Raw genomic sequence first — 24,640 nt, forward strand, 5'->3', positions numbered from 1 at the left:
ACTCTGGGCACATGGCTTTCGCAACAGAACACCCCATCGTTGCGCATTCCGAGTACCGCCCGGTCACTGACGTCTTGCGTACCGATGGGCGATTCGAGGTCGTCAGTCAGTATGAGCCCGCGGGCGATCAGCCGGGTGCCATCGCCGAGCTCGAGCGCAGAGTTCGGGCGGGGGAGAAGGACGTGGTGCTGCTGGGTGCCACGGGTACCGGCAAGTCGGCGACCACCGCCTGGCTCATCGAACGGCTGCAACGGCCGACGCTGGTGATGGCACCCAACAAGACGCTCGCCGCGCAGCTGGCCAACGAGCTTCGGGAAATGTTGCCGCACAACGCTGTCGAGTACTTCGTCTCGTACTACGACTACTACCAGCCGGAAGCCTATATCGCGCAGACCGATACGTACATCGAGAAGGACAGCTCTATCAATGACGACGTGGAGCGCCTGCGGCACTCCGCGACCTCCAACCTGCTGTCCCGGCGCGACGTCGTGGTGGTGGCCTCGGTGTCGTGCATCTACGGTCTGGGCACCCCGCAGTCGTATCTGGACCGTTCTGTGCAACTGGATGTGGGGCTCGAAGTGCCCCGGGACGCGCTGCTGCGACTGCTGGTCGACATGCAGTACAACCGCAACGACATGGCATTCACCCGTGGCACCTTCCGGGTCCGCGGCGACACTGTCGAGATCATTCCCTCGTATGAGGAGCTGGCGGTGCGCATCGAATTCTTCGGCGACGAGGTCGAGGCGCTCTACTATCTGCATCCGCTCACCGGAGATGTTGTACGGCAAGCTAATTCATTAAGAATCTTTCCGGCGACGCATTACGTGGCGGGGCCGGATCGGATGACGAAGGCCCTTGAGGGTGTCGAGCAGGAGCTCGAGGAAAGACTTGCCGAGTTGGAGGGCCAGGGCAAGCTGCTGGAAGCCCAGCGCCTGAGGATGCGGACCAATTACGACATCGAGATGATGCGCAACGTGGGCTTCTGCTCGGGGATCGAGAACTACTCGCGGCATATCGACGGGCGCGGGGCCGGCACCCCGCCATCGACGCTGCTCGACTACTTCCCCGACGATTTCCTGCTGGTCATCGACGAGTCGCATGTGACGGTTCCCCAAATCGGCGCCATGTACGAGGGGGATATGTCGCGTAAGAGGAATTTGGTGGATTTCGGCTTCCGGTTGCCGTCGGCTACCGACAACAGGCCACTCACCTGGGAAGAGTTTGCCGAGCGAATCGGGCAGACCGTGTATCTGTCTGCGACGCCCGGGAACTATGAGCGCAATGCCGCCGGCGGCGAGTTCGTGGAGCAGGTGATCCGGCCGACCGGCCTGGTGGATCCGAAGGTGGTCGTCAAACCCACCAAAGGCCAGATCGATGATCTGATCGCCTCAATCCGTCAACGCACTGAAGCCGATGAGCGGGTGCTCGTGACGACGTTGACGAAGAAAATGGCCGAGGATCTCACCGACTATCTGTTGGAGATGGGTATTCGGGTGCGTTACCTGCATTCGGAGGTGGACACCCTGCGGCGCGTCGAACTGCTGCGTCAGCTCCGGCTCGGCGAGTATGACGTCCTCGTCGGTATCAACCTCTTACGGGAAGGTCTGGACCTGCCCGAGGTGTCGCTGGTCGCCATTCTCGACGCCGACAAGGAAGGATTTCTGCGGTCCAGCAGGAGTCTGATTCAGACCATCGGCCGGGCCGCGCGCAACGTATCCGGCGAGGTGCACATGTACGCGGACACCATGACGGACTCGATGAAAGAGGCCATCGATGAGACCGATCGCCGACGCGCCAAGCAGATCGCATACAACGAGGCGAACGGGATAGACCCACAACCGCTGCGCAAGAAGATCGCTGACATCCTGGACCAGGTGTACCGCGAAGCCGAAGACACCGAGGAAGTGGCGGTAGGTGGATCGGGCCGCAACGCGAGTCGCGGCAGGCGGGCGCAGGGTGAGCCGGGACGCGCGGTCAGTGCCGGAGTGTTCGAGGGGCGCGATACCAAGAGCATGCCTCGGGCCGAGTTGGCCGATCTGATCAAGGACATGACCGAGCAGATGATGGCGGCGGCACGCGATCTGCAGTTCGAGTTGGCGGCGCGATTCCGTGACGAGATCGCCGATCTGAAGAAGGAATTACGCGGTATGGACGCCGCGGGCCTGAAGTAATCAGCCCGGATCGGCGAGCAGGAGCGCGCCGGTCGAGCCGTCCTCGGCGAGGACGTCGGCAGGATTGAACAGCGTGCATTTGGTCATGGACAGGCATCCGCAGCCGATGCATCCGGTGAGCTTCTCCTGCATGTCCGCGATGGCGTTCTTGCGCTCTTCCAGATGCGAATGCCACTGGCGCGAGATTCGTTGCCAATCACGAGTACTCGGCGCCCGGTCGTCAGGCAGGCTCGACAGCACCTCGGCGACTTCCGATAGGGGGATGCCGAATCCGGTTGCGACCCGGATCAGCGAGATTCGGCGCAACGCGTGACGCCGGAACACCCGTGCGTTGCCGGATGTGCGTTCGGCGGGAATCAGGCCGATATCGGCGTAGTACCGCACGGCGGATACCGCGATTCCGGAGCGCCTGGCCACCTCGCCTATCGGCAACAGCTCGGCCTTGTCCTTCATCACCTCTCCTTGATCTCAAGTGCACTTTAGCTCATAGCGTGTCGTCATGACTCACGATCAGGCGACCGGCAGCTGGCGGGATCTGTTGTGCGGGCGGCAACTCGGCATCGTCACGGTGCTGGCCGGTGGGGTGGCGCTGTACGCCACCAACGTGTATCTCACCACCAGTCTGTTGCCGAGCGCCGTCGCTGACATCGGTGGGGAACGTTTCTACGCATGGGTGACAACGCTGTATTTGATCGCTTCGGTCAGTGCCGCGACTGTGGTGAGTCCGCTTCTTGGCCGGGCCGGCCCCCGGGGCGCGTACCTTCTGGCGTTCGGCGCGTTCGCGGTCGGCACCCTCGTGTGTGCGGTGGCACCGGCAATGCAGGTCATGCTCGCCGGGCGCGTGATCCAGGGGGCGGCCGGCGGACTGCTTGCAGGGTTGGCCTATGCGGTCATCAATCTTTCTCTGCCACAACGGTTATGGACGCGTGCCTCGGCGCTCACATCGGCAATGTGGGGTGTTGGGACCTTCGTGGGTCCCGCGGCCGGCGGGCTGTTCGCGCAGTTCGGGCTGTGGCGGTGGGCATTCGTATCGTTGACGCTGGTCACCCTGGGCATCGCTGCGATGGTGCCCTCGGTATTGCCCCGGACGGATAGTGCGAATGTCGCGGCTACCGGGCGCGGTGCTCCGCTGCGGTCGCTGCTCATCCTCACGGCGGCGGCCGCTTTGGTGGCCGTGGCCGGGCTCCAGTCCTCGATGCCCGCCATGGTGGGGTTGATCGCCGCAGCAGCTGCTCTGGTGATCCTATTCGTCGTACTTGACCGTCGTGCCACCGCATCGGTACTGCCCAAAGCGGTCTTCGCCGGCAATCCGCTCAAGTGGATCTATCTGACGATCGCGGTGCTGGCGGCGGCCTCCATGGTGGAGACATTCATTCCGTTCTTTGGTCAGCGCCTCGGGCACCTGATCCCTGTCGCTGCGGGATTCCTGGGGGCCACCTTGGCATTCGGATGGACCGTTGGCGAAATGATCAGCGCATCGGCCACGGCGCGGACCATCGCACGTGTGGTGACGATCGCTCCCGTCGTGGTTGCGGCGGGACTTGTCCTGGCCGGTGCGTTACAGCGCGACGGTGCCGGAGCCCTGGAGATCGTATTGTGGGCACTCGGTTTCGCGGTGACGGGAGCCGGTATCGGCATGGCGTGGCCGCACTTGGCGTCCGCGGCGATGTCGATGTCGTCCGATTCGGGTGAAAGCGCAGCGGCCGCAGCCGCCATCAGCACCGTGCAGCTGATAGCCGGAGCCTTCGGTGCCGGGTTGGCGGGGGTGCTCGTCAATCTCGGCGGGTCGGACACGCACGGGGCCCACCTGCTGTACCTGGGGTTCGCCGCGATCGTGCTATCGGGTGTCGCGGTGTCCTCCAGAGTGTTTCGCGCCGCTGCCGGACCCGGGCGAGGAGTCGACATGACGAACACGGCGCGGGAGAGCGCGGTAAGGGCCCCCACGTAGGTGTCCCGGGTGTATGAACGGAACCATGCATCGGATTTTCGCCCTCGTGGCCGCCGTGCTCGCACTCACTTCCTGCGGGACGACACAGAACCAGGGCTCGCCGGCAACGAGCGCTCCTTCCAGCACCGAGGATCGCGCCGCGTTTCGAGACTTGTACCGGGAGTTGATCGAGACCAACACGACCGCATCGCAGGGGAGTTGCACCGAGGCCGCGCAGAAGATGGCCGATCGTCTCAAGTCCGCCGGATACGGCGACAAGGACCTGGTGCTGTTCAGTCCGCCGGATCATCCCAAGGACGGTGGATTGATCGCCACACTGGCCGGAGCCGACGCGAATGCCAAGCCCATTCTGCTGCTGGCGCATATCGACGTTGTCGAAGCCAAACGCGAGGACTGGAAGCGTGATCCGTTCACCCTCGCCGAGGAGAACGGATACTTCTACGCCCGCGGTGCCGAGGACGACAAGGCCATGGCCGCGATCTTCGTGGACAGTCTCATTCGATACCGCGCCGAGAACTTCGTGCCCAAACGCCCCATCCGGATCGCCTTGACCTGTGGTGAAGAAGGTGGCGGGCAGGTCAACGGTGCTGAGTGGCTGCATCAAAACCGGCCGGAGCTCGTCGACGCTGAATTCGTCGTCAACGAGGGCGCCGGCGGCGACCTCGACGAACAGAACAAACCCATCCTGCTGGAGATCCAGGCGGGTCAGAAGATCTACCAGGACTTCACCCTTGAGGTCACCGACGAGGGCGGACACAGCAGCCAGCCCCGACCGTTCAACGCGATACAGGATCTCGGAGCCGGTCTGAACCGGCTGGCCACCGCGCCATTCCCGGTTCAGCTCAACGATGTGACCCGGGCATATTTCACGGCGCAGGCTCCGCTGCAGCCGGGTGAAGTGGGTCAGGCGATGTCGGCAATCGTCGCCAATCCGCACGATCAGGCGGCGGCGTCGGTGCTGTCCCGGAATCCGCTGTACAACGCGATGCTGCGCACCACCTGTGTCCCTACGAAAATTGAAGGGGGACACGCCAATAATGCGCTGCCGCAACGCGCCACCGCGAATGTGAACTGCCGCATATTGCCCGACGGGAGCGCCGCCGCGGTGCAAGAGAGCATTGTCAAGGCGGTCAACGATCCCAAGGTCACCGTGAAGCCCGCCAAGGAGTTCCGCACCAACGTCGCCACCGTCCCACCGTTGACTCCGCAGATCATCGACCCCATCAAGGCCGTGGCCGGATCCATGTGGCCCGGAGTGCCGCTGGTACCGACCATGTCGACCGGAGCAACCGATGCCATCTACTTCGGGAAGACCCCGGTGTATGGACTCAGCGGCATATTTGCCCAGCCGGGGGAGACCCACGCGCATGGCCTGGACGAACGAATCCAGGTGAAATCCCTGTACGACGGACGGGCATTCCTCTACCAAGTCATCAAGCTCTACTCGAATGGTGCGTGACTTTTACTCGAACGGCGGTGAACTCGCGGCGTAATGGCGCGTGACGGTCCTCATAGCGGTATTGAGGCGCAGGCCATACCTGCGCGCGCAGCCCGCGAGAGAAAATCATCCGCATAGCCCGACACAATCAGCCAAATGACGCATGGCCGGGGCCCTTCCCGGCTAATCTCGTCTGGCCTGGTCAAACGGAACTGGAGGACCTTTCATGAGTGCATACAGCACTGTCGTTGTCGGTACCGACGGATCGGATTCGTCGTACCGGGCGGTCGACCGCGCTGGAGCCATCGCGGGCGCTGCCGGTGCCAAGCTCATCGTCGCGACCGCGTACTTCCCGGAGAACAACCCCCACTCGGCCGATGTCCTCAAGGAGGACGCGTACAAGGTCACCGGCAAGGCACCCGTCTACGACATCCTGCGCACCGCCCGCGAGCGCGCAGCAGCGGCGGGCGCGACGAGCGTCGAAGAGCGCTCTATCGAGGGAGCGCCAGTGGATGCGCTGCTGGATCTGGTGGTGGATTCCAAGGCTGATCTGCTGGTCGTCGGCAATGTCGGTCTGAACACCATTGCCGGACGCCTGCTGGGGTCGGTTCCTTCGGATGTCGCACGCCGCTCCAAGTGCGACGTGCTGATCGTTCACACCACCTAGACCTAGAGATCTAGACCGACGAGCGCGAACGGGGCCGGCTCACCAGCCTCGTTCGCGCCATTCGCCGAGCGATCCGCGCTCGGCGCCCAACGTGGTGTCGTCACCATGTCCGGGGTATACGACCGTGGAGTCGGGGTAGGCGCCGAAGAGGCGCTCGCTGACATCGTCGAGCAGCTGGTCGAAGTCCTCGGGGCTGAAGGTCTTTCCGACACCACCCGGGAACAGTGAATCCCCGGTGAAGAGGTGCGTCACGCCGTCGGCGGTGAAGGCCACGGCCACCGAGCCCGGAGTGTGTCCGCGCAGGTGGATCACGTCGAAATGCAGGTCACCGATGTCGAAGCTGTCGCCCCCGGCCAGCAGCGTCGTGGGCGGTACCGGAAGCGGTCCGGCATCTAAATCATGCGCGGCACTGCGAGATTCGGTCTTCTGGACGATCGCCTCGAGTGCCTGCCAGTGATCGAAATGCTGATGCGTGGTGACAATCAGCTCGATATCCGGGGCGTTCTCGTCCAGCAGGGCGGCTAACCGCTCGGCATCGTTGGCCGCGTCGATCAGCAACGACTTGCCGGTGTTGGTGCACGTGACAATGTATGCGTTGTTATCCATCGGCCCCACCGAGGCCTTGATGATGGTCGCGCCGCTCACGGTGCGACGAGCAACCCCAGTGCCCGGCTCGAGATGGCCGGAGTAGTCGTCGTCGATGGTGATGGAGGTCATGGTTTCACCGTAGTGGCCCCCAGTGGCGGGGAGGTTGTCGGTGCCTCGTCCTAGCATGGAGTCGACGACTCAGTCGGCTCCGGTTCCAGATGGGGATACGGCCGCTGAGCTATGCGAAAACACCTGCTCATGGGGCAGTGTGGAAGGAGACAGGTGGCCGACCGTCTGATCGTGCGGGGCGCGCGTGAGCACAACCTGCGCGGTATTGACCTTGACCTACCCCGAGACAGCCTCATCGTCTTCACGGGCCTCTCCGGATCTGGGAAGTCCAGTCTGGCCTTTGACACCATCTTTGCCGAGGGGCAGCGCAGGTACGTCGAATCGCTGTCCGCGTACGCCCGCCAGTTTCTGGGGCAGATGGACAAGCCCGATGTTGATTTCATCGAGGGGTTGTCGCCTGCGGTATCGATCGACCAGAAATCCACCAACCGCAACCCCCGGTCCACGGTGGGCACCATCACCGAGGTCTACGACTACCTGCGTCTGTTGTATGCGCGGGCCGGGACCCCACACTGCCCGGTGTGCGGGGAGAAGATCGCCAAGCAAACCCCGCAGCAGATCGTGGATCAGGTGCTGGATATGGAGGAGGGCCTGCGGTTCCAGGTGCTCGCTCCCGTGGTCCGCACGCGCAAGGGCGAGTTCGTCGACCTCTTCGAGCAGCTGAACTCGCAGGGTTACAGCCGCATTCGGGTTGACGGCGTGGTGCATTCGCTCACCGACCCGCCCAAGCTCAAGAAGCAGGAGAAGCATGACATCGAGGTGGTCATCGACCGTCTCGCCGTCAAGGCCAGCTCCAAGCAGCGACTGACGGACTCGGTGGAGACTGCGCTGCGCCTCGCCGACGGCATCGTCGTGCTCGAGTTCGTCGACGCCGAGGAAGATTCGCCGCACCGTGAACGCAGGTTCTCCGAGAAGCTCGCGTGCCCCAACGGTCACCCGCTGGCAGTGGATGATCTTGAACCGCGGTCGTTTTCGTTCAACTCGCCCTACGGCGCCTGCCCCGAGTGCACCGGTCTGGGAATCAAGAAGGAAGTCGACCCCGATCTGGTGGTCCCCGACCCGGATATGACACTCGCCGAGGGCGCCATCGCACCCTGGTCTATGGGCCAGAACGCCGACTACTTCGTCCGGCTCATGGCGGGGCTGGGCGATGCCCTCGGGTTCGATGTGGACACCCCCTGGAAGAAGCTTCCCGCCGCCGCGAAGAAGGCGATCCTGGACGGCTCGTCCGAACAGGTGCATGTCCGGTACAAGAACCGGTACGGCCGCACCCGGTCGTACTACGCCGAGTTCGAAGGCGTACTGGCCTTTCTGCAACGCCGCATGGAGCAGACCGAGTCCGAATGGGCCAAGGAGCGCTACGAAGGCTTCATGCGGGACATCCCGTGTCCCGTGTGCGACGGAACCCGGCTCAAGCCGGAGATCCTCTCCGTGACGTTGACCGCGGGGGAGCACGGCACCAAATCGATCGCGCAGGTCTGTGACCTGTCGATCGCCGAGTGCGCTCAGTTCCTCAACACGCTGACCCTCGGGCACCGTGAGCAAGCCATCGCGGGACAGGTACTCAAGGAAGTCCAGTTCCGGCTCGGGTTCCTCCTGGACGTGGGCTTGCAGTATCTGTCGTTGTCGCGGGCGGCGGGCACGCTCTCCGGTGGTGAGGCTCAGCGCATCCGGCTGGCCACTCAGATCGGCTCCGGTCTGGTGGGTGTGCTCTATGTGCTGGACGAGCCGTCTATCGGTCTGCATCAGCGCGATAATCGCCGACTCATCGAGACACTTACGCGGCTAAGGGATCTCGGTAATACGCTGATCGTCGTCGAGCACGACGAGGACACCATCAAACACGCAGACTGGGTTGTCGACATCGGGCCTGCGGCGGGGGAGCACGGCGGCCAGGTGGTGCACAGCGGCACCTACGCCGAGCTGCTGAAAAACAAGCACTCCGTCACGGGCTCGTATCTTTCTGGGGCTGCGAGCATTCCGCTGCCACCCATGCGCCGGTCGATCGATGCCAAGCGTCAGGTCACCGTGGTCGGTGCGCGCGAGCACAACCTCAAGGACATCGACGTCTCCTTCCCGCTCGGGGTATTGACCTCGGTCACCGGAGTATCGGGCTCGGGAAAGTCGACACTGGTCAACGACATCCTCGCTACGGTGTTGGCCAACAAGCTCAACGGTGCACGGCAGGTTCCCGGCCGGCATACCCGCGTGACCGGCCTGGATCAGGTGGACAAGCTCGTGCGGGTGGATCAGTCGCCTATCGGGCGCACACCGCGCTCCAATCCGGCCACCTACACCGGGGTGTTCGACAAGATCCGCACGTTGTTCGCGGCCACCACCGAGGCCAAGGTGCGCGGTTATCAACCCGGCCGTTTCTCGTTCAACGTCAAGGGCGGGCGCTGTGAGGCATGCACGGGCGACGGCACCATCAAGATCGAGATGAACTTCCTTCCGGACGTATACGTGCCGTGCGAGGTGTGTCATGGCGCGCGCTACAACCGGGAGACGCTCGAGGTCCACTACAAGGGCAAGACCATCGCGCAGGTGCTGGACATGCCCATCGAGGAGGCCGCCGAGTTCTTCGAGCCCATCACCTCCATCCACCGGTATCTGAACACGCTGGTGGAGGTCGGTCTGGGCTACGTGCGTCTGGGGCAGCCGGCTCCGACACTGTCCGGAGGCGAGGCGCAGCGCGTCAAGCTGGCTGCCGAGCTGCAGAAGCGCTCAACGGGCAAGACCGTCTATATCCTCGACGAGCCCACCACAGGGCTGCATTTCGAGGACATCCGCAAGCTGCTCACTGTGATCAACGGCTTGGTCGACAAGGGCAACACCGTGATCGTGATCGAGCACAACCTCGATGTCATCAAGACATCGGACTGGATCATCGACATGGGCCCCGAAGGCGGATCGGGCGGCGGTTCCGTGGTGGCGCAGGGCGCTCCCGAAGTGGTGGCGCAGACCACGGGCAGCCACACCGGTGAGTTCCTCGCGGACATGTTGCCCAAGCCCCAACGCAACGGCAAGACCCCCGCGAAGGCTCCGGCGAAGAGTGCCGGAAAGCCGCCCGCCAAACCGCGGACCAGGAAGGTTGTCACGCCGGTCTAGGGTGGCATTCATGACTGACGAGGTAGTTGGTGAACCGTTCGTTCGTATCCTCGCCAACCTCGCGGAATCGGCACCCGATGCACCGGCGATCACCTGCGGTACCGAGGTGGTCACCAGGGCCGAACTGGAGCGGCGTGCCATCGCCTTGGCGCACGCCTATCAGCGGCTGGGTGTGCAGCAGGGTGACCTCGTCACCATAGGGTTGCCGAACTCGGTGGAGTTCTTCGCGGCTCAAATCGCAGTGTGGAAGCTTGGCGCCACCCCACAACCGGTGTCCTGGCGGCTGCCGCTGGCCGAACGTCGGGCAATCGTCGAGCTGGCCGACTCGGCGCTCGTGGTCGGAGTCGATCCGGCCGATCATCCGGATCGAGTCTGTGTCCCAGCAGGATTCGAGCCCACGGCCGAAGACCGCGCCGCAGGCCCCTTACCTGAGGTGGTGTCGCCGGCCTGGAAGGCGCCCACGTCGGGAGGCAGCACCGGCCGGCCCAAGATCATCCTGGCCCCCAGCCCCGCGGCCATCACCGGCCCTGCCGCGGGAGAGATCATGGGCATGCAGTCGGGAGATGTTCAGCTCGTCGCCGGACCGCTGTATCACAATGCGCCGCTGATGTTTTCATCGTACGGGCTGCTACTCGGGCATCATCTGATCGTGCAGCCGAAATTCGACGCCCTACAGGCTCTCGAACTGATCGACAAGCACAAGGTCACCTGGTTGCAGGTGGTTCCCACCATGATGTCGCGAATATTGCGTGAGGTCCGCCAGCATCCCGGCCAATTCGACCTATCCAGCATCCGGGTGCTGTGGCACATGGCTGCCCCGTGTCCGGTGTGGCTGAAACAAGCGTGGATCGACCTGCTGGGCCCCGAGGTGATTTGGGAACTGTACGCGGGCACCGAGGCCATCGGCGGCACCATCATCACCGGCCCGGAGTGGTTGGCCCATCGTGGCTCCGTCGGCAAGCCCGCGCTGGGTGAGCTGGCGATTCTCGATGAGGAAGGAAACCCGGTGCCCTCGGGCGAGGTGGGGGAGATCTTCATGCGCCCGTGGGAAGGCATGCCCAAGCCCTACAAGTACCTTGGCGCCGAGATCAAGCGGTTCGGAACATGGGAATCCATCGGCGATCTCGGCTGGCTCGATGACGACGGCTACCTCTACATGAGCGACCGGCGTACCGACCTGATCGTGACGGGTGGGGCCAATGTCTTCCCCGCCGAAGTCGAGTCCGTCATGAACGGTTACCCCGGAGTGATCGACAGTGTCGTCGTTGGCCTGCCCGATGACGACCTCGGACAGACCGTGCACGCGGTCGTGCATGCCGAGCAGAATGTGACCGAAGATCAGCTGCGCGACTATCTGTTCGACCAGATCGTCCTCTACAAGGTCCCGCGCACCATCGAGTTCGTTGCCGAGCCGCTGCGTGAGGATTCAGGCAAGGTCCGGCGCAGCCTCGTCCGCGAGCAGGCTATTGCTCGTCGGGCCGCGACGGGCTAGCTTCCTCGCGCATCGACCTGCGGATCTCCTCGATCCGATCGGCGGCGGCCCGGCTTCTGGCCTCGAACTGCTCCTCCAGTGCACGGCCCTCTTCGCTTTCGGCATCCAGCTCGGCGGACCCGGCGGCGGTGCCGGATCGGGTTTCGATCTTCTCGCGCACCGACTCGAACGTCGGCACACCGTTGTCGGTGTATCCCGGATCAGGCGTATCGGACATAGCGCCCGACGCTACTCCGCCCGCACACAGCGGTTAGCGCGGCAATGGCACATCGGGCACCATGGGCGTGCCGATGCGGCCCGCCATCCAGGGCAGCGCCGACGTGAACGCCGTCTGCGCGAACGGCCACTTGTGTTCACCGGGCTTGTGCTGCACCGTGCACGAGATTCCCTGTGCCGCACCGAGCTCGCATAGCCGATGCGCGGCGCGGTCCTGATCGCTGAGTGGCACCGTCGCTGCCGCTCCCGGCACCGCGCCCGTGCTGGTGATCGCCCCGGATCCGGCGCGGTGCATCCCATTGACGTCGAACCATCCGGAGGTGTTCGTGTACGGCCCATTGCGCGACATCACCGTCGCCGGGTCGAACTGCTCCCATGCCGCGGCGTCACCGCCGAAAAGACGAGCAATGGTCTGCGCCTTGTTCCCGGTGTTCGGCGACATATCGCCGGCGATGTCCTCGAAGGCGCTGAACAGTTCGGGGTGTTTGACCGCGAGCGTCACCGCGCAGGTGCCACCCATCGACCAGCCGACCACACCCCAGTTCTGTGGCCGTGGGCTCACGCCAAAGCGTGACACCATAAACGGGACAACGTCCTTCGTGAGATGGTCGGCGGAGTTACCGCGCGGGCCGTTCACGCATTCGGTGTCGTTGTTGAACGAGCCACCCGCGTCCACGAACACCATGACGGGAGCGTTTCCGCCGTGCTGGCTGGCGAAGGCGTCCGCCATCTCGACGGCGTTGCCGCTGCGGATCCAGTCGCTCGGGGTGTTGAACTCGCCGCCGATCATCATGATCGTCGGCAACTGGGTGCGGGTCGAATCAAACCATGCCGGAGGTAGGTAGACGATCTCCTGGCGATGGCGAAATCCACTGGCGTCGGCCGGGATATCCACCGGCACGAGCTTGCCCTTGGTCATCGTCGGCCCTCGGCGCTCTGCGCGGGCAGCGGTCACCGTGGCCATATCGGCCTGGTTGGGTAGCGGGCCCGCGGTCAGCTGCGCCCACCCGGACTGGACGCTGCGCACATATCCGGTCCATTGATTCAGCATCAGTGACCCGGAGAGGACCGCCAGCGGTACCGCGGTGACCGCGACCGCGCGACGCCACCAGCGTGCCGTGCGCCAGCCCACCACCAGGACCGTGGCGGCCACACCGGTGAGCGCGATCCATACCCACAGCATCAGCGGAGCCGGATTGCCCCTGTCTGCCCAGCCCTCGGACTGGATGTACCAGTAGGCCCACGCGGCGAGGGAGCCACCGACGGCCACGGCAACGGGCAACCAGCGCCGAAACCACCCACCGGTGCGCAGCCCTATCGCGATGACGAGCGCAAAACCGGCAATGACCTGCATGGAGACGGGGAAGCTCCCATGTAACAACGAGATGTCATGACCGGACACGCACCCATGATGGCCTAGATACCTGTGAATTGTCTGTCAGGTTTTAGACGAATCCGGGTACGGAATCCGAACAGATTCACTGTGCGTTACCGGGGTTTGGCCAGCGGGAACGGCAGCGTCTCGCGGATGCTGCGCCCCGTGATGAGCATGACCACACGGTCGACTCCCATGCCCATACCGCCGGTGGGCGCCATGGCGTATTCCATCGCGCGCAGGAAGTCCTCGTCGAGTTCCATGGCCTCGGCGTCGCCGCCCGCCGCCAGAAGTGACTGCTCGTACAGGCGGCGACGCTGCTCCACCGGGTCGGTCAACTCGGTATAGGCGGTGCCGAGCTCGACACCCCAGGCCACCAGATCCCACCGCTCGGCCAGCCCGACGGTGGTCCGGTGTGGCCGGGTCAGGGGCGACACCGAGACCGGGAAGTCACTGTAGAAGGTGGGTGTGGTGGTGTGCTTCTCGACGAGCTGCTCGTAGAGCTCCAGCGCCAGATGCCCGGCGTCCCATCGCGGATTGAACTGCACCTCCGCCGATCGGCAGAATCGTTGCAGCGTAGGAACTTCCGTTGTCGCATCGATCTGTTCGCCGAGGGCTCGAGACACGGCCTCGTGCAGCGGGATGATGGGCCATTCGCCACTGATGTCCACGGGGGCCAGCTTCCCGTCGGCGCCGTCCTCGCGGGGCCGCATCACCACTTCACTGCCGTGCGCTGCCTTGGCGGCGTTTTGGATCAGCCGTTGGGTCGTCTTGGCCCAGGTCAGATAATCGGCGTGCGCCTGATACGCCTCCAGCAGCGTGAATTCGGGGTTGTGGCTGAAGTCCACGCCCTCATTGCGGAAGGCCCGGCCGAGTTCGAAGACCCGCTCCACGCCACCGACGCAGAGTCGCTTGAGATAAAGCTCGGGTGCGATACGCAGATAGAGGTCCAAGTTGTACGCGTTGATATGTGTCAGGAAGGGACGCGCGTTGGCTCCGCCGTGCACCTGTTGCAAGATCGGCGTCTCGACCTCTAAAAATCCTTGTGATAGCAAGGTGTTACGCAGCGAGGTGATGATGGCGCTGCGCGCCGCGATCTGGTCGCGGGCCTCTGGATTGATCGCCAGATCAAGGTATCGAGCGCGCACCCGGGCCTCAGGGTCAGTGAGACCCTTGCGCTTATCGGGCAGTGGATGCAGGCATTTACCGATGATTCGCCACGATCGCACCAGCACGGACCGGGTGCCGTTGCGCGACTGACCCATGACACCGCTGGCCTCGACCAGGTCGCCGAGGTCGATGGCGGCGGTGAACTCTTCATGCAGCAGGGGATCGTCGATGAGCAGCTGCACCTCTGCCGACCAGTCGCGCAGCTGCGCGAAAAGCACACCGCCATAGTCGCGGATGCGCAGCAGGCGACCGCTGATGACGACCTCGGTACCGTCGGTGGCGGCCAGGGCCTCCGCGACGGTGTGGCTGGGCGGTGAGCCGGCCGGGTATGCGTCGATTCCCCGCTCCTGCAGGGCCGCAAGCTTGCCGAGCCGCACCTTGACTTGCTCCGGCACTCTCTGCAGTGCCGTGGACTGCGGTGGCAGATCGGGGGCGGTGCCGTCGTGGTGCAGCAGTCCGGTGGCCACGATGGACTGTGGCACCGCACTGTATTGACCGGTGTGCCGTGGCTTGTCCCGATTGCCGAACGGCAAGACCAGGAATCCCTCGGCGATCACCGAGGCGATGCCGATCCGGGGGATGAGCCGGGCATCCTCGTAGCAGGCGAACCGTGGCACCCATTCCGGCTGATACTTCACGTTCGAGCGGTACAACTGCTCGAACTGCCAGAACCGTGAGGCGAACATCAACACCGAGCGCCACAGCCGGAGCACCGGGCCCGCCCCGATACGGGAGCCGTCCGCGTAGACCGAGCGGAACATCACGAAGTTGAGAGAGACCCGGGTGATTCCCATGGCCTCTGCCCGAGTGAGCAGCTCGGTAACCATGAATTCTATTGTGCCGTTGGGTGATTGGCGCGAACGGCGCATCAATTCGAGGGATACCCCGTTGGCGCCCCAGGGCACCAGCGACAGCATGGCGACGGGGTTGTCGTCGGAGTCGACCGCTTCCACCAGAAGGCAGTCGCCGTCGGTGGAATCACCCAACCGCCCCAGGGCCATGGAGAATCCGCGTTCGGTGTTGCCGTCACGCCACAAGTCGGCGTTGGTGATGATCTGCTTCGCCTCGTCCGGCGACAATTCGCGATGGCGGCGGATACGCACCGACAATCCCGAGCGCCGGGCGCGGTTGACGGCCTGGCGGACCGCCGCCATGTGCGGACCCGATATCGAGAACGACCGCGGGTACAGGATCGCCTCGTCGCCGAGTTCCAGCGCGTTCAGGCCGTGCTCCCGGTAGGCGAGCGCGCCCTCGGCGCTCGCACCCATCACTGCCGGTGCCCAGCCGTATGCCTGGCACACCTGCAGCCATGCGGCAATGGCCTGGCTCCACGCCGTTTTGTCCCCGATGGGGTCCGCGCTGACCAGGCAGACGCCCACCTCTACGCGATAGGTCACGGCTGCCCGGCCATTGGGCGCGAAGATGACGGCCTTGTCGCGACGGGTCGCGAAGTATCCGAGAGAGTCGTCCTGCCCATAACGCTCGAGCAGACCGCGGATCAGCGATTCGTCGTCACCGGTCAACGCGTTGACCGCGCGCTGAGAGCGGAACAAAACGACGGCGGCGGACATCAGCGCCAGCGCTCCGAACAGGCCGAAGAGCCAGTTCAAGAAGAGATGAGGGTGGCCGTCGAAGTACTCATGATCGGCAAGCGAGAAACCGGCCACGCGGTTGAGCGCCCACCAGAAACGGTCGGAGCGGGCCAGCGAGCCCGGGAACATCTCGGTGAGGGCCCAGGCGACGAGCGTTCCCAGCGCCAAACCGCCGATGAGTACGGCGACGGCTTTGAGCGTCGCGCCGCGACGGACCTTCGCATAGAACTCGTGACGCGCCAGGGTCAGCAGGATGATCGTGCCGCCATGGAGCACCAGTCCGAGGATCTCTACGGCGTCGCGGTGCTGGATGAGACCACCGATATTGAGGGCCGACAGCACCGTCAGGTTGATCAGCAGAATCCACCACGCGATGCTCTTGCGCACTGCCAGGGCCGCCGCCAGCAGCGACAGCACGAAGGCCCACGCGAGGCTGGTATCGGGCCAGTCGAACAGATACTCGTCGATAAAGGCACGAGGAACCTGTGTCAGGTGCCGGATGATCGGCGAGATGCTCGACAGGAAGATCATCGCCGCGAAAACCCCGACCAGCCATCCGAAGAAGGTCGGTACCCAGTGCAGTTTCGAGGTAGATGAGGGAATTGGCTTGGGGGTCTTGCCGATTCCCGGGGCGGCTAGTGGCGGTGAAGCGCGAACCTCGGACGATGAGCGGCCTGCGCGAAGAGAATCAGACAACGTCACCTAGCGAGGATAGGCCGTGTAGCTGGCAGTTTACTGATGCTCAGCGCAAGTACTTCTCGCCAGGACCCTGGCCGGGTTCGTCCGGAATGGCGCTGGCTTCCCGGAAAGCCTTCTGCAGACTCTGCAATCCGTCGCGGATCGGCGCAGCGTGTGGACCCAAGTACTCCACGGAAGCGGCGACCAGACCGGCCAGGGCCGTGATGAGCCGGCGCGCCTCGTCCAGATCGCGATGCGGGCTTTCGTCCGGATCGGGAGAGGACAGACCCAGCTTCTCGGCGCTGGAGCTCATCAGCATCACAATGGCCTTGGTGATCACCTCGATCGCCGGAATGTCGGCAAGCTCGCGGACATCCGCGGTCGTGGACTGGTCGTGATCATCGTGGTCAAGGTCATCGGTCACGGCTGCTAGACTGTCATGTGCGACCGTTCCCGGCTCCGTCGGGGACATCAAGTGGAGTCCCGCTCCCACCGCTGGCCAACAAGGTACAGCGGTCCGGTCCAGCCACCCCTGGGTGGTTGTTCTGCATATGCAGGACGGCGTGTGTCGTCGTGACCGGTCGGCTTCGGGCCCTGCCATGTGCAGGGCTTTTCTGTTCGTAACGAGCAGAGTGCTGATGGACCCGCTTTTGTCCCCGTCGAACCGCGTTGCGGTCACGACAGATAGAGGACGAGCCAGGGAGGCCACATCAGCACTGAGACCCGCATCAACGAACGCATCCGCGTACCCGAAGTCCGCTTGATCGGCCCGAAAGGCGAACAGGTCGGCATCGTGCGGATCGAAGATGCGCTGCGCGTCGCCGCAGACGCCGATCTCGACCTTGTCGAGGTAGCCCCAGATGCCAGGCCTCCGGTCTGCAAAATCATGGACTACGGCAAGTTCAAGTACGAGACGGCTCTGAAGGAGCGCGAGTCTCGCAAGAACCAGCAGCAGACCGTCGTCAAAGAACAAAAGCTTCGGCCGAAGATCGATGATCACGACTACGAAACCAAGAAGGGCCACGTTGTGCGCTTCCTGGAAGCCGGATCAAAGGTCAAGGTGACGATCATGTTCCGCGGACGCGAGCAGTCACGGCCCGAACTGGGTTACCGACTGTTGCAGCGGCTCGGCGCAGACGTCGCCGAGTACGGCTTCGTGGAGACCTCCGCGAAGCAGGACGGCCGCAACATGACGATGGTGCTGGCGCCGCACCGGGGTGCGAAGACCCGGGCCAAGGCAGCTCAGCAGGCAGAGGCTCCTGCAGGGCCGGCCCCAGCCCAGGCGGCCCCGCCGGCCGAGCAAGCGCCCACCGAACAGCCGTAATACCTAAGTACCGACACAACCGAGAACCCTTGAAGAATAAGGACTACCAAGATGCCTAAGGCCAAGACCCACAGCGGTGCGTCGAAGCGCTTCCGCACCACCGGAAGCGGAAAGATCGTGCGCCAGAAGGCGAACCGTCGCCACCTGCTGGAGCACAAGCCCACCACCCGCACCCGCCGTCTCGACGGCCGCGCCGTGGTAGCGGAGAACGACACCAAGCGCGTCAAGAAGATGCTCACCGGCTAGCGGCCGCGTTCACGATCACACCCGTACACAGCACCACACTGCATCACTAGAAATCACTAATAAGGAATACTTATGGCACGCGTGAAAAGGGCCGTCAACGCCCAGAAGAAGCGCCGGACAATCCTGAAGGCCTCCAAGGGCTACCGCGGTCAGCGGTCGCGCCTGTACCGGAAGGCCAAGGAGCAGCAGCTGCACTCGCTGACCTACGCATACCGGGACCGTCGCGCTCGCAAGGGTGAGTTCCGCAAGCTGTGGATCGCGCGTATCAACGCTGCGGCTCGCGCCAACGACATCACCTACAACCGCTTCATCCAGGGTCTGAAGATCGCGGGCGTCGAGGTTGACCGTAAGAACCTCGCCGAGCTGGCCGTCAGCGATGCTGGCGCGTTCACCGCGCTGGTTGAGGTCGCCAAGGCCGCGCTGCCTGAGGATGTCAACGCTCCGGCCGGGGAAGCCGCCTGAGCGACTCGGCTCTGACTGAGCGGTCACAGACAGTGATCGACGCGGTCAAACTGCACCGGCCCGCCGCCCGTCGGCGGGCCGGTCTTTTTCTGGCAGAAGGTCCCAACCTGGTCGAGGCCGCGCTGCGGTCCGGCGCGGTAGAACGCGTCTTCGCGACCGAGGCCGCGACCGAGCGATTCGCCGGCCTGTTGGTTGACGCTCCTGTCCGTCTGGTGACCGAACGGGCCGCCAAAGCACTGTCCGACACTGTGACTCCCGTTGGGCTGGTGGCCGAATGTCGTTCGATCGCGGCGCAGTGGTCTCAGATCGCGGCCGATTCGCCACGATTTGTCGTTGTCGCCGTTGATGTTTCGGAGCCAGGCAATGCGGGCACTCTGATCAGGGTTGCCGATGCGATGGGCGCCGATGCCGTCGTGCTGGCAGGCAACAGTGTTGACCCCTTCAACGGCAAGAGCCTGCGGGCTTCGGCGGGCAGCGTTTTCAACGTCCCGGTCGTCCCGGCCGGAGACGCCGCGGTGGTCGCCGAGAACTTCACCGCACGCGGTGGGGCAGTGCTGGCCACCACCCTTGATGGCGAGCTGTCGCTCGATGACGCCGATCCGGTGCTTGCCGGGCCCTGTGCCTGGATCTTCGGCAACGAGGCGCACGGACTCGACAGCGCGACGGCAGCCCTGGCCACACATCGGATCAACATCCCGATGCGTGGGGGAGCCGAGAGCCTCAACCTGGCCAGCGCCGCGTCGATTTGCCTCTACGCCACGGCGCGGATGCATCGCGGTCGATAGCCTCCAGTACTATCCGACAAAGCCGTAACGACGAGTACTAGTAACTTCCACGGATCGAGGAACCTAATGCCCGCACCCCTGCAGATCAGGCACTTTCGTGAGTCGGATGTTCCCGACCAGACCGGTAAGACACATGTCATCACCGGCGCGAACAATGGCCTGGGTCTCGTCGCCGCCGAGGCGCTGGCCCGCGCCGGCGCCCGCGTCGTGCTGGCCTGCCGCAACCAGGAGACCGGACGGGCGGCGCTGGATAAGGTGCGCGCGCTCGGACCGAAGGCCGACCACGCGCTCGTGGAGCTCGACCTCACCAGCCTGGCCTCCGTGCGCTCTGCCGCGGACGCGATCCGCACCCAGGCGCCCAAGGTCGACGTGTTGCTCAACAATGCGGGTCTGATGGCAATCCCACTGCGGCGCACCGCCGAAGGGTTCGAGACGCAGATCGGCGTCAACCATCTCGGCCATTTCGTGCTGACCGATGCGCTCTTGCCCGCCTTGCTCGCGGCCGACGCACCACGAGTCATCTCGCTGGGCAGCATCGCGCATGCGCAGGGACGCAACAACCTGGACGTCGACGACCTGAACTTCACTCGGCGCCCGTACAACCGGCTGACCGCCTACCGGGCTTCGAAACTCGCATGCATGCTCTTCGGCTCGGAGCTGGCCCGCAAGGCGGCAGCAGCCGGATCCCCACTGTTGTCGGTCAACGTGCACCCGGGCGTGGCCGCCACCAACCTGTTCGATTCCATGATCCCGAATCTGCCCGGCCTGCAGAAGGCCTTCTACTTCGGCATGGGTCTTGTGCTCCAGGACGAGCGTCAGGGCGCCGAGGGCGAGCTGTACGCGGCGACGATGCCCGATGTGCAGCCCGACGATTACCTCGGGCCCACGCAGCTGCAAGGTATGCGCGGTCCGGTGAAACGTGCTCCGCGCAATAGAGAGGCCCGGGATCCGCAGCTGGCCGCCCGGTTGTGGGAGAAGTCGGTAGAACTCACCGGCGCGGACTACTCCGGCCTCGCCGGCTAGCCCGCACTGGGATCAGCCTGAGTCCAACACTCGTGTCGCGCATCGTGGTTCGGCATCATCGGTGCTCGACGCGGGTGTGGCTGAGAGGCTAGGCACCGGCCTGCAAAGCCGTTCACACGGGTTCGAGTCCCGTCACTCGCTCCATGTCGTCACACGACGCCGAAAATGGGCCCCCTGTTCGACAGGGGGCCCATTTTCGGTATTGCGGCAGGACTGAGATCAGCCGGCGGGTTCTTCCGCGGGCTTCGGGGGTTGACCATCGGGGGACTCCAGAACCGGAGGCGTCGGAGCACCCGGCATCACGGTCGGGGCGGCCGCCTCGACCGCGGCCGCACTCTGCGGCGGTGCCCCGTGTGGATCCTCCAGTGCGGGGTTCTCGTTCCCGGCGCCGAACTGCACACCGGTGGTGCTGGCCGGGGCGGCCGGTGTCGTGCCCCCCTGGATGCCGTACCGGGTACTGGACGAGGTCAAGACGTTGGCCGGGTGGGCGGCGTTACCCAGCTTGCTGCCGGGCAGACCGGCAGCACCCGCCGCGGGATCGGCATTGGCGGCGATCTTCACACCGCGCGCGTCGACCGTGGCCGGCGCGACCGCTGGGAAGTTGTTGTAGATGTACGTATAACTTCCCGGGGTTGCGGGCAATGGCGCGGGTACGCCGGGCACGAAGGGGATACCCGGCGGGTCGGCGGCGGCCGTAGGGGCGGCGAGCCCACCCAGGGCCAGGGCCCCCGCCACTCCGGCCACCGTGACAACGATCTTTCGTTTCGGCACGAGAACCTCCCTAGATCTTCATCGGGTCGCCGTAGATGGCGAACTCAGTATGCGCCGAAGCGGTCGAGATCCGCAGATAGACATAGGAGCGAATGGTGACATCGCCGCCGCACGCATCGGCCTTGATGTGGAGGTTGTCGACGTCCAGCATGGCCTTGCCGCTATCGCTCAGGGCCATATTGGCCAGGGGGAGATCGGTGATGACACCGGGCTGCAAGATAGTCTGCACAAACCCGGCGAGGCCGCCGGAACCGCCGACGGACGGCCCGCCGCTGTAGCCCACAGACCCCGCGAGGCCGCCGGTGCCACCGATCTGCAGACCGCTGGAAACGTCTGTCTGGCAACCTAACTGGTATCCGGCGATGAACAAACTATCCGTGATGGGCGCCGATCCGCCGGTGGCGATCGCGGTCGCATCGAAGGTCACGAACGCTTCCCGCGAGTTGGAGGCCTCGGCCAGGTTGGGTACGGAGTTGATGGTCTCGTGGTCGATCCGGATCATCAAGGTCCACCCGTCGCGGCTCACCTTGGTATAGGTCTGTGGCGCCATGGTGACGGGATCGGCGTGGGCCGGAGCCGTTGCCAAGGTACAGATCGCGGTGACCAACGCCATGACGGCGCCCACTCGCTTACGTACTGCCATCTGAATGCCTCGTTTCCCCTTGCGGATGTAAATGGTGGTGAACCTGTACCTGAGTTTGGGAGCTACTGCGGCGCCGTCGATTACCGGTCGGAGTGATGAATCCGTTATCTGAGCTGACGGAAAGATACGCCTGCGCAAACCCTGCCGCTGATCAAAACTCACAGGTGGCTCACAGGAATCGCCTTGTGGGACAAGGCGGCTCACTAACGGCTTCTGCTCGCCGTGAGTTGATGGAGTTTTGCTGGATGCTGGCAACCTACAAAAGACACGTTGTCCGAATAGGTTGGTGTGCTGGGCTAATCGCCTGGTGAACACCATGTGTCGGTACGTCCACCGCAGGGTAAACCCGTTGTCCGGACGATCCTGTTTCGTCTATCAGACGACAGGAATTGCAACCCGAAAAATGTGGCCTACGCCATAGTGCCGCCCTGTAAAAGCTGCGTAAACAGCTGTTACGCGACCTCGCGGCGGCCCCGTAGCGCCCACGGCGGCGACGCCAATGAGAAGGCGGAGTGCAGTAGCTTGCCAGCACGGGAGGTCAGGGACCTCGTCTCGGTCGATGGCGGTACGTAATGCATGGGCAGCCCGCGTCTATCCCTGGGCGGAGCGGTGATCTTGGGTGCCTCGACCAACGGCGCGTCCGCGGGCAGGCGGCCCTGAGCGCGCTTGTACGCCGACACGGCGCGTGGATGCAGGCGGATGTCGTCGGGCAATGGACTGAATGCCAACTGCACTGCTTTTCCGAACACTCGCAGGAGTACCTCATCGCCAGGAGTCCAGCGCATTCCGGCCTTCTCGCGCACCGAGGAACTGAACACCCCGGCGGCCACCCAGTTCTGAAATGCGCGGGCCGGTGCCCACATCTGCTGCCAGAGGAAGTCCGGTAGCAGTACGTACTTCGGTTTGGGGATCTGAATGTGGAAGATGTCCATCGTCGCGCGATTGATCTCCAGTTCTTCGTCGCAGACCCGCGTCCAGTACTGCTGGAGCTCCTCCCAGGAGTTGGGCACGGGCCGCATGCTCATGCCGTACATCCGATACCACTGGACATGCTCGGCAAACAGCTGCCGTTTCTCGGCCTCGGTGAGGCCTCCGCAGAAGTATTCGGCGGTGTTGATGATGAGCATGAAGAAGGTGGCGTGGGCCCAGTAGAAGGTTTCGGGATTCAGTGCGTGGTAGCGACGCCCCTTGCTGTCGACGCCCTTGATGGTGTCGTGATAGCCCCGAATCTGGCGCCCGGTGTCCGCGGCGCGATCACCGTCGTAGACCACGCCCATGATGGGAAAGACCGAGCGCGTCACGCGCTGCAGGGGCTCACGCAACAGGATCGAGTGATCCTGGACTCCGGCGCCCAATTCCGGATACATGTTCTGGATTGATCCGATCCACACGCCAAGGAGTCCGGTCCGCAGATCCGCAAAGTACTTCCATGTCAGCGAATCTGGGCCCAACGGTTGCGGTGGGCCGTCCAGATCGACTTCATGCCGTGGTTCGGCCGCGGGCCTCACGCGCGACGGGCCTTTGCAAGTGGATCGCCGAGCGCGGCGATCAGCAGTGGCGGATGTCATCGTTGACCCTCCTATGTGGCGCCTATCACGCACGATATGGGTGACAACCGGCGTTGTCCACGAGCATCTCAGCGGTGTTGAGAACCGTTTGCCAACCGTGTCCGAAGCTCCATGCGGCCGCTACCAGCGCCGACCGGTATCCACCAGGCGGTTGAGGAGAAGGACCCGAACCGGCGCGAAGGCGGCGACACTGGCAACGACGAGATTGCCGCCGCACACCCCAGCACATAGGCTGATGCCGTGGATGTCGAGCCGTCAGGCCTCGATGCCGAACCGGACCGTGAGCACAACTCGGGAATCCGTAAGCGCAGGCGAGGCCGCACCAGTGGGTCTGCGCGGCATGACCTCGCCGCGGAGTCGCCCGATGCGGCCGCGGCAGCGCAGAATTCCGATCCCGCCGAGCCGGCCTCTCGCCATATCGCCCGAGCCGGGAGCTGGTTCCGCAAGATGGATCGGGATCCCACGGTCGTCGCGGCGGTGCGCCGTGCCCGGCGTTCGCTGCCCGGTGACCCGTATTTCGGCGACCCCCTGTCCACCAGCGGTTTTGGTGGGGCGAGTGCGGTGGCGCGCGCGGCTGACCGATTGGTGACCGACAGAGACACCGCATTCCGTGAGTTCGGGTTCGGCGCACTGCAGATCTGGCAGGCCTTCACCGAGAAGGTCAGCAAGCAGCCGGCGAATCGCGAGGTCACCCTGGTCTTCACCGATCTCGTCGGATTCTCCGCGTGGGCACTGGAGGCCGGTGACGAGGCAACGCTGAAACTGCTGCGTCGCGTGGCATCGGTCGCCGAACCTCCCATGCTCAATGCCGGGGGGCAGGTGGTCAAGCGCATGGGCGACGGCATCATGGCCGTTTTCGATGATCCGATCACGGCCCTACAAGCCGTCATTCCTGCCCGCGACGCATTGAAAAACGTTGAAATACAGGGGTATACGCCGCATATGCGGATTGGGATCCACACCGGAACGCCTCAGCGCATCGGATCGGACTGGCTCGGAGTCGATGTGAACATCGCCGCCCGCGTCATGGAGAGCGCCGCGAAGGGTGGTCTGGCGATCTCGCAACCGGCTCTGGCCAAGGTGCCGCTGGTGCTTCTTGATCACCTGGGACTCACGCCCACGCCCGTGCGGCGTCCGCTGTTCTCCAGCAGGCCGGCCGGTGTGCCCGAGAACATGAAGATGTACCTACTCGAAACTCGCAGGGAACTGCCAGCCGCTGGGGACGACGGTCGCATCTAGACGGTGC

Annotated in this window: 21 protein-coding genes and 1 tRNA gene; 13 read left to right on the top strand and 9 right to left on the bottom strand. The window is 64.3% G+C overall.

What is annotated here, in order from left to right:
• Positions 1-11: 11 nt before the first annotated feature.
• Positions 12-2,171 (top strand): excinuclease ABC subunit UvrB, encoded by a 2,160-nt coding sequence (uvrB, locus tag AOT87_RS17125; RefSeq protein WP_057963966.1) that lies wholly within the window; start codon positions 12-14, stop codon positions 2,169-2,171.
• On the opposite strand, the gene soxR is transcribed toward uvrB, so the two are convergent.
• Complete coding sequence (gene soxR / locus AOT87_RS17130; protein ID WP_057968375.1) at positions 2,172-2,624, bottom strand: redox-sensitive transcriptional activator SoxR; 453 nt, start codon at positions 2,622-2,624, stop codon at positions 2,172-2,174. It lies immediately after the preceding gene.
• Between the two features lie 46 nt (positions 2,625-2,670).
• On the opposite strand from soxR, the gene AOT87_RS17135 reads away from it, so the two are divergent.
• From AOT87_RS17135 to AOT87_RS17145, 3 genes are all read left to right on the top strand, one after another.
• Entirely contained in the window at positions 2,671-4,119 is a 1,449-nt protein-coding gene (locus AOT87_RS17135; protein WP_057968376.1) for an MFS transporter, read from the top strand.
• 13 nt (positions 4,120-4,132) lie between these two features.
• Positions 4,133-5,578: a M20/M25/M40 family metallo-hydrolase gene (locus AOT87_RS17140; RefSeq protein WP_057968377.1), complete on the top strand. Its 1,446-nt coding sequence runs from the start codon at positions 4,133-4,135 to the stop codon at positions 5,576-5,578.
• 205 nt (positions 5,579-5,783) lie between these two features.
• A complete protein-coding gene (locus tag AOT87_RS17145) occupies positions 5,784-6,224 on the top strand; it encodes a universal stress protein (RefSeq protein ID WP_030098068.1) in 441 nt (146 codons plus the stop codon).
• A 39-nt stretch (positions 6,225-6,263) separates the two neighbouring features.
• Here AOT87_RS17145 and AOT87_RS17150 read toward each other — a convergent pair whose 3' ends face one another.
• Positions 6,264-6,941, bottom strand: a complete 678-nt coding sequence (locus AOT87_RS17150; protein WP_057968409.1) for an MBL fold metallo-hydrolase — start codon at positions 6,939-6,941, stop codon at positions 6,264-6,266.
• 153 nt (positions 6,942-7,094) lie between these two features.
• Here AOT87_RS17150 and uvrA point away from each other — a divergent pair, with 153 nt between their 5' ends.
• On the top strand, positions 7,095-10,049 hold the full coding sequence (gene uvrA / locus AOT87_RS17155; protein WP_057968378.1) for an excinuclease ABC subunit UvrA: 2,955 nt from the start codon (positions 7,095-7,097) through the stop codon (positions 10,047-10,049).
• Between the two features lie 10 nt (positions 10,050-10,059).
• Positions 10,060-11,541 carry an AMP-binding protein gene (locus AOT87_RS17160; RefSeq protein ID WP_057968410.1) on the top strand — a complete coding sequence of 494 codons (1,482 nt, stop codon included), beginning with the start codon at positions 10,060-10,062 and terminating at the stop codon, positions 11,539-11,541.
• Here the strand turns inward: AOT87_RS17160 and AOT87_RS17165 are convergent.
• The 4 genes from AOT87_RS17165 to AOT87_RS17180 form a co-directional block, all read right to left on the bottom strand.
• Entirely contained in the window at positions 11,513-11,758 is a 246-nt protein-coding gene (locus tag AOT87_RS17165) for a hypothetical protein (RefSeq protein ID WP_057963962.1), read from the bottom strand. The two genes, AOT87_RS17160 and AOT87_RS17165, sit on opposite strands and share 29 nt — an antisense overlap.
• A 33-nt stretch (positions 11,759-11,791) precedes the next feature.
• Complete coding sequence (locus AOT87_RS17170) at positions 11,792-13,111, bottom strand: alpha/beta hydrolase-fold protein (protein WP_057968379.1); 1,320 nt, start codon at positions 13,109-13,111, stop codon at positions 11,792-11,794.
• A gap of 134 nt (positions 13,112-13,245) precedes the next feature.
• Positions 13,246-16,518: a bifunctional lysylphosphatidylglycerol synthetase/lysine--tRNA ligase LysX gene (gene lysX, locus AOT87_RS17175; protein WP_057968411.1), complete on the bottom strand. Its 3,273-nt coding sequence runs from the start codon at positions 16,516-16,518 to the stop codon at positions 13,246-13,248.
• Positions 16,519-16,636: 118 nt separating this feature from the next.
• Positions 16,637-16,996, bottom strand: a complete 360-nt coding sequence (locus tag AOT87_RS17180; RefSeq protein WP_057968380.1) for a DUF1844 domain-containing protein — start codon at positions 16,994-16,996, stop codon at positions 16,637-16,639.
• 285 nt (positions 16,997-17,281) lie between these two features.
• Here AOT87_RS17180 and infC point away from each other — a divergent pair, with 285 nt between their 5' ends.
• From infC to AOT87_RS17210, 6 genes are all read left to right on the top strand, one after another.
• On the top strand, positions 17,282-17,896 hold the full coding sequence (gene infC, locus AOT87_RS17185; RefSeq protein WP_075908808.1) for a translation initiation factor IF-3: 615 nt from the start codon (positions 17,282-17,284) through the stop codon (positions 17,894-17,896).
• Positions 17,897-17,947: 51 nt separating this feature from the next.
• Positions 17,948-18,142 carry a 50S ribosomal protein L35 gene (rpmI, locus tag AOT87_RS17190; protein ID WP_030098059.1) on the top strand — a complete coding sequence of 65 codons (195 nt, stop codon included), beginning with the start codon at positions 17,948-17,950 and terminating at the stop codon, positions 18,140-18,142.
• A gap of 72 nt (positions 18,143-18,214) precedes the next feature.
• On the top strand, positions 18,215-18,604 hold the full coding sequence (gene rplT / locus AOT87_RS17195; protein WP_005088930.1) for a 50S ribosomal protein L20: 390 nt from the start codon (positions 18,215-18,217) through the stop codon (positions 18,602-18,604).
• A gap of 32 nt (positions 18,605-18,636) precedes the next feature.
• Positions 18,637-19,389: an RNA methyltransferase gene (locus tag AOT87_RS17200; protein ID WP_057968381.1), complete on the top strand. Its 753-nt coding sequence runs from the start codon at positions 18,637-18,639 to the stop codon at positions 19,387-19,389.
• A 66-nt stretch (positions 19,390-19,455) separates the two neighbouring features.
• A complete protein-coding gene (locus tag AOT87_RS17205) occupies positions 19,456-20,412 on the top strand; it encodes an oxidoreductase (RefSeq protein WP_057968382.1) in 957 nt (318 codons plus the stop codon).
• A gap of 70 nt (positions 20,413-20,482) precedes the next feature.
• Positions 20,483-20,556 (top strand) — tRNA-Cys (locus tag AOT87_RS17210).
• A 75-nt stretch (positions 20,557-20,631) separates the two neighbouring features.
• Here the strand turns inward: AOT87_RS17210 and AOT87_RS17215 are convergent.
• From AOT87_RS17215 to AOT87_RS17225, 3 genes are all read right to left on the bottom strand, one after another.
• Positions 20,632-21,183, bottom strand: coding sequence for a hypothetical protein (locus AOT87_RS17215; RefSeq protein WP_057968383.1), 552 nt, complete (start codon positions 21,181-21,183; stop codon positions 20,632-20,634).
• Between the two features lie 10 nt (positions 21,184-21,193).
• Entirely contained in the window at positions 21,194-21,796 is a 603-nt protein-coding gene (locus AOT87_RS17220; protein ID WP_044105784.1) for an MspA family porin, read from the bottom strand.
• A gap of 482 nt (positions 21,797-22,278) precedes the next feature.
• A complete protein-coding gene (locus tag AOT87_RS17225; RefSeq protein WP_234796474.1) occupies positions 22,279-23,334 on the bottom strand; it encodes an oxygenase MpaB family protein in 1,056 nt (351 codons plus the stop codon).
• Positions 23,335-23,634: 300 nt separating this feature from the next.
• Between AOT87_RS17225 and AOT87_RS17230 the strand changes: the two genes are divergently transcribed.
• Positions 23,635-24,633: an adenylate/guanylate cyclase domain-containing protein gene (locus tag AOT87_RS17230; protein WP_057968384.1), complete on the top strand. Its 999-nt coding sequence runs from the start codon at positions 23,635-23,637 to the stop codon at positions 24,631-24,633.
• Positions 24,634-24,640: the final 7 nt, after the last annotated feature.

The sequence above is a fragment of the Mycobacteroides sp. H003 genome (genome assembly GCF_001440135.1).
Classification (GTDB): Bacteria; Actinomycetota; Actinomycetes; order Mycobacteriales; family Mycobacteriaceae; genus Mycobacterium; species Mycobacterium gwanakae.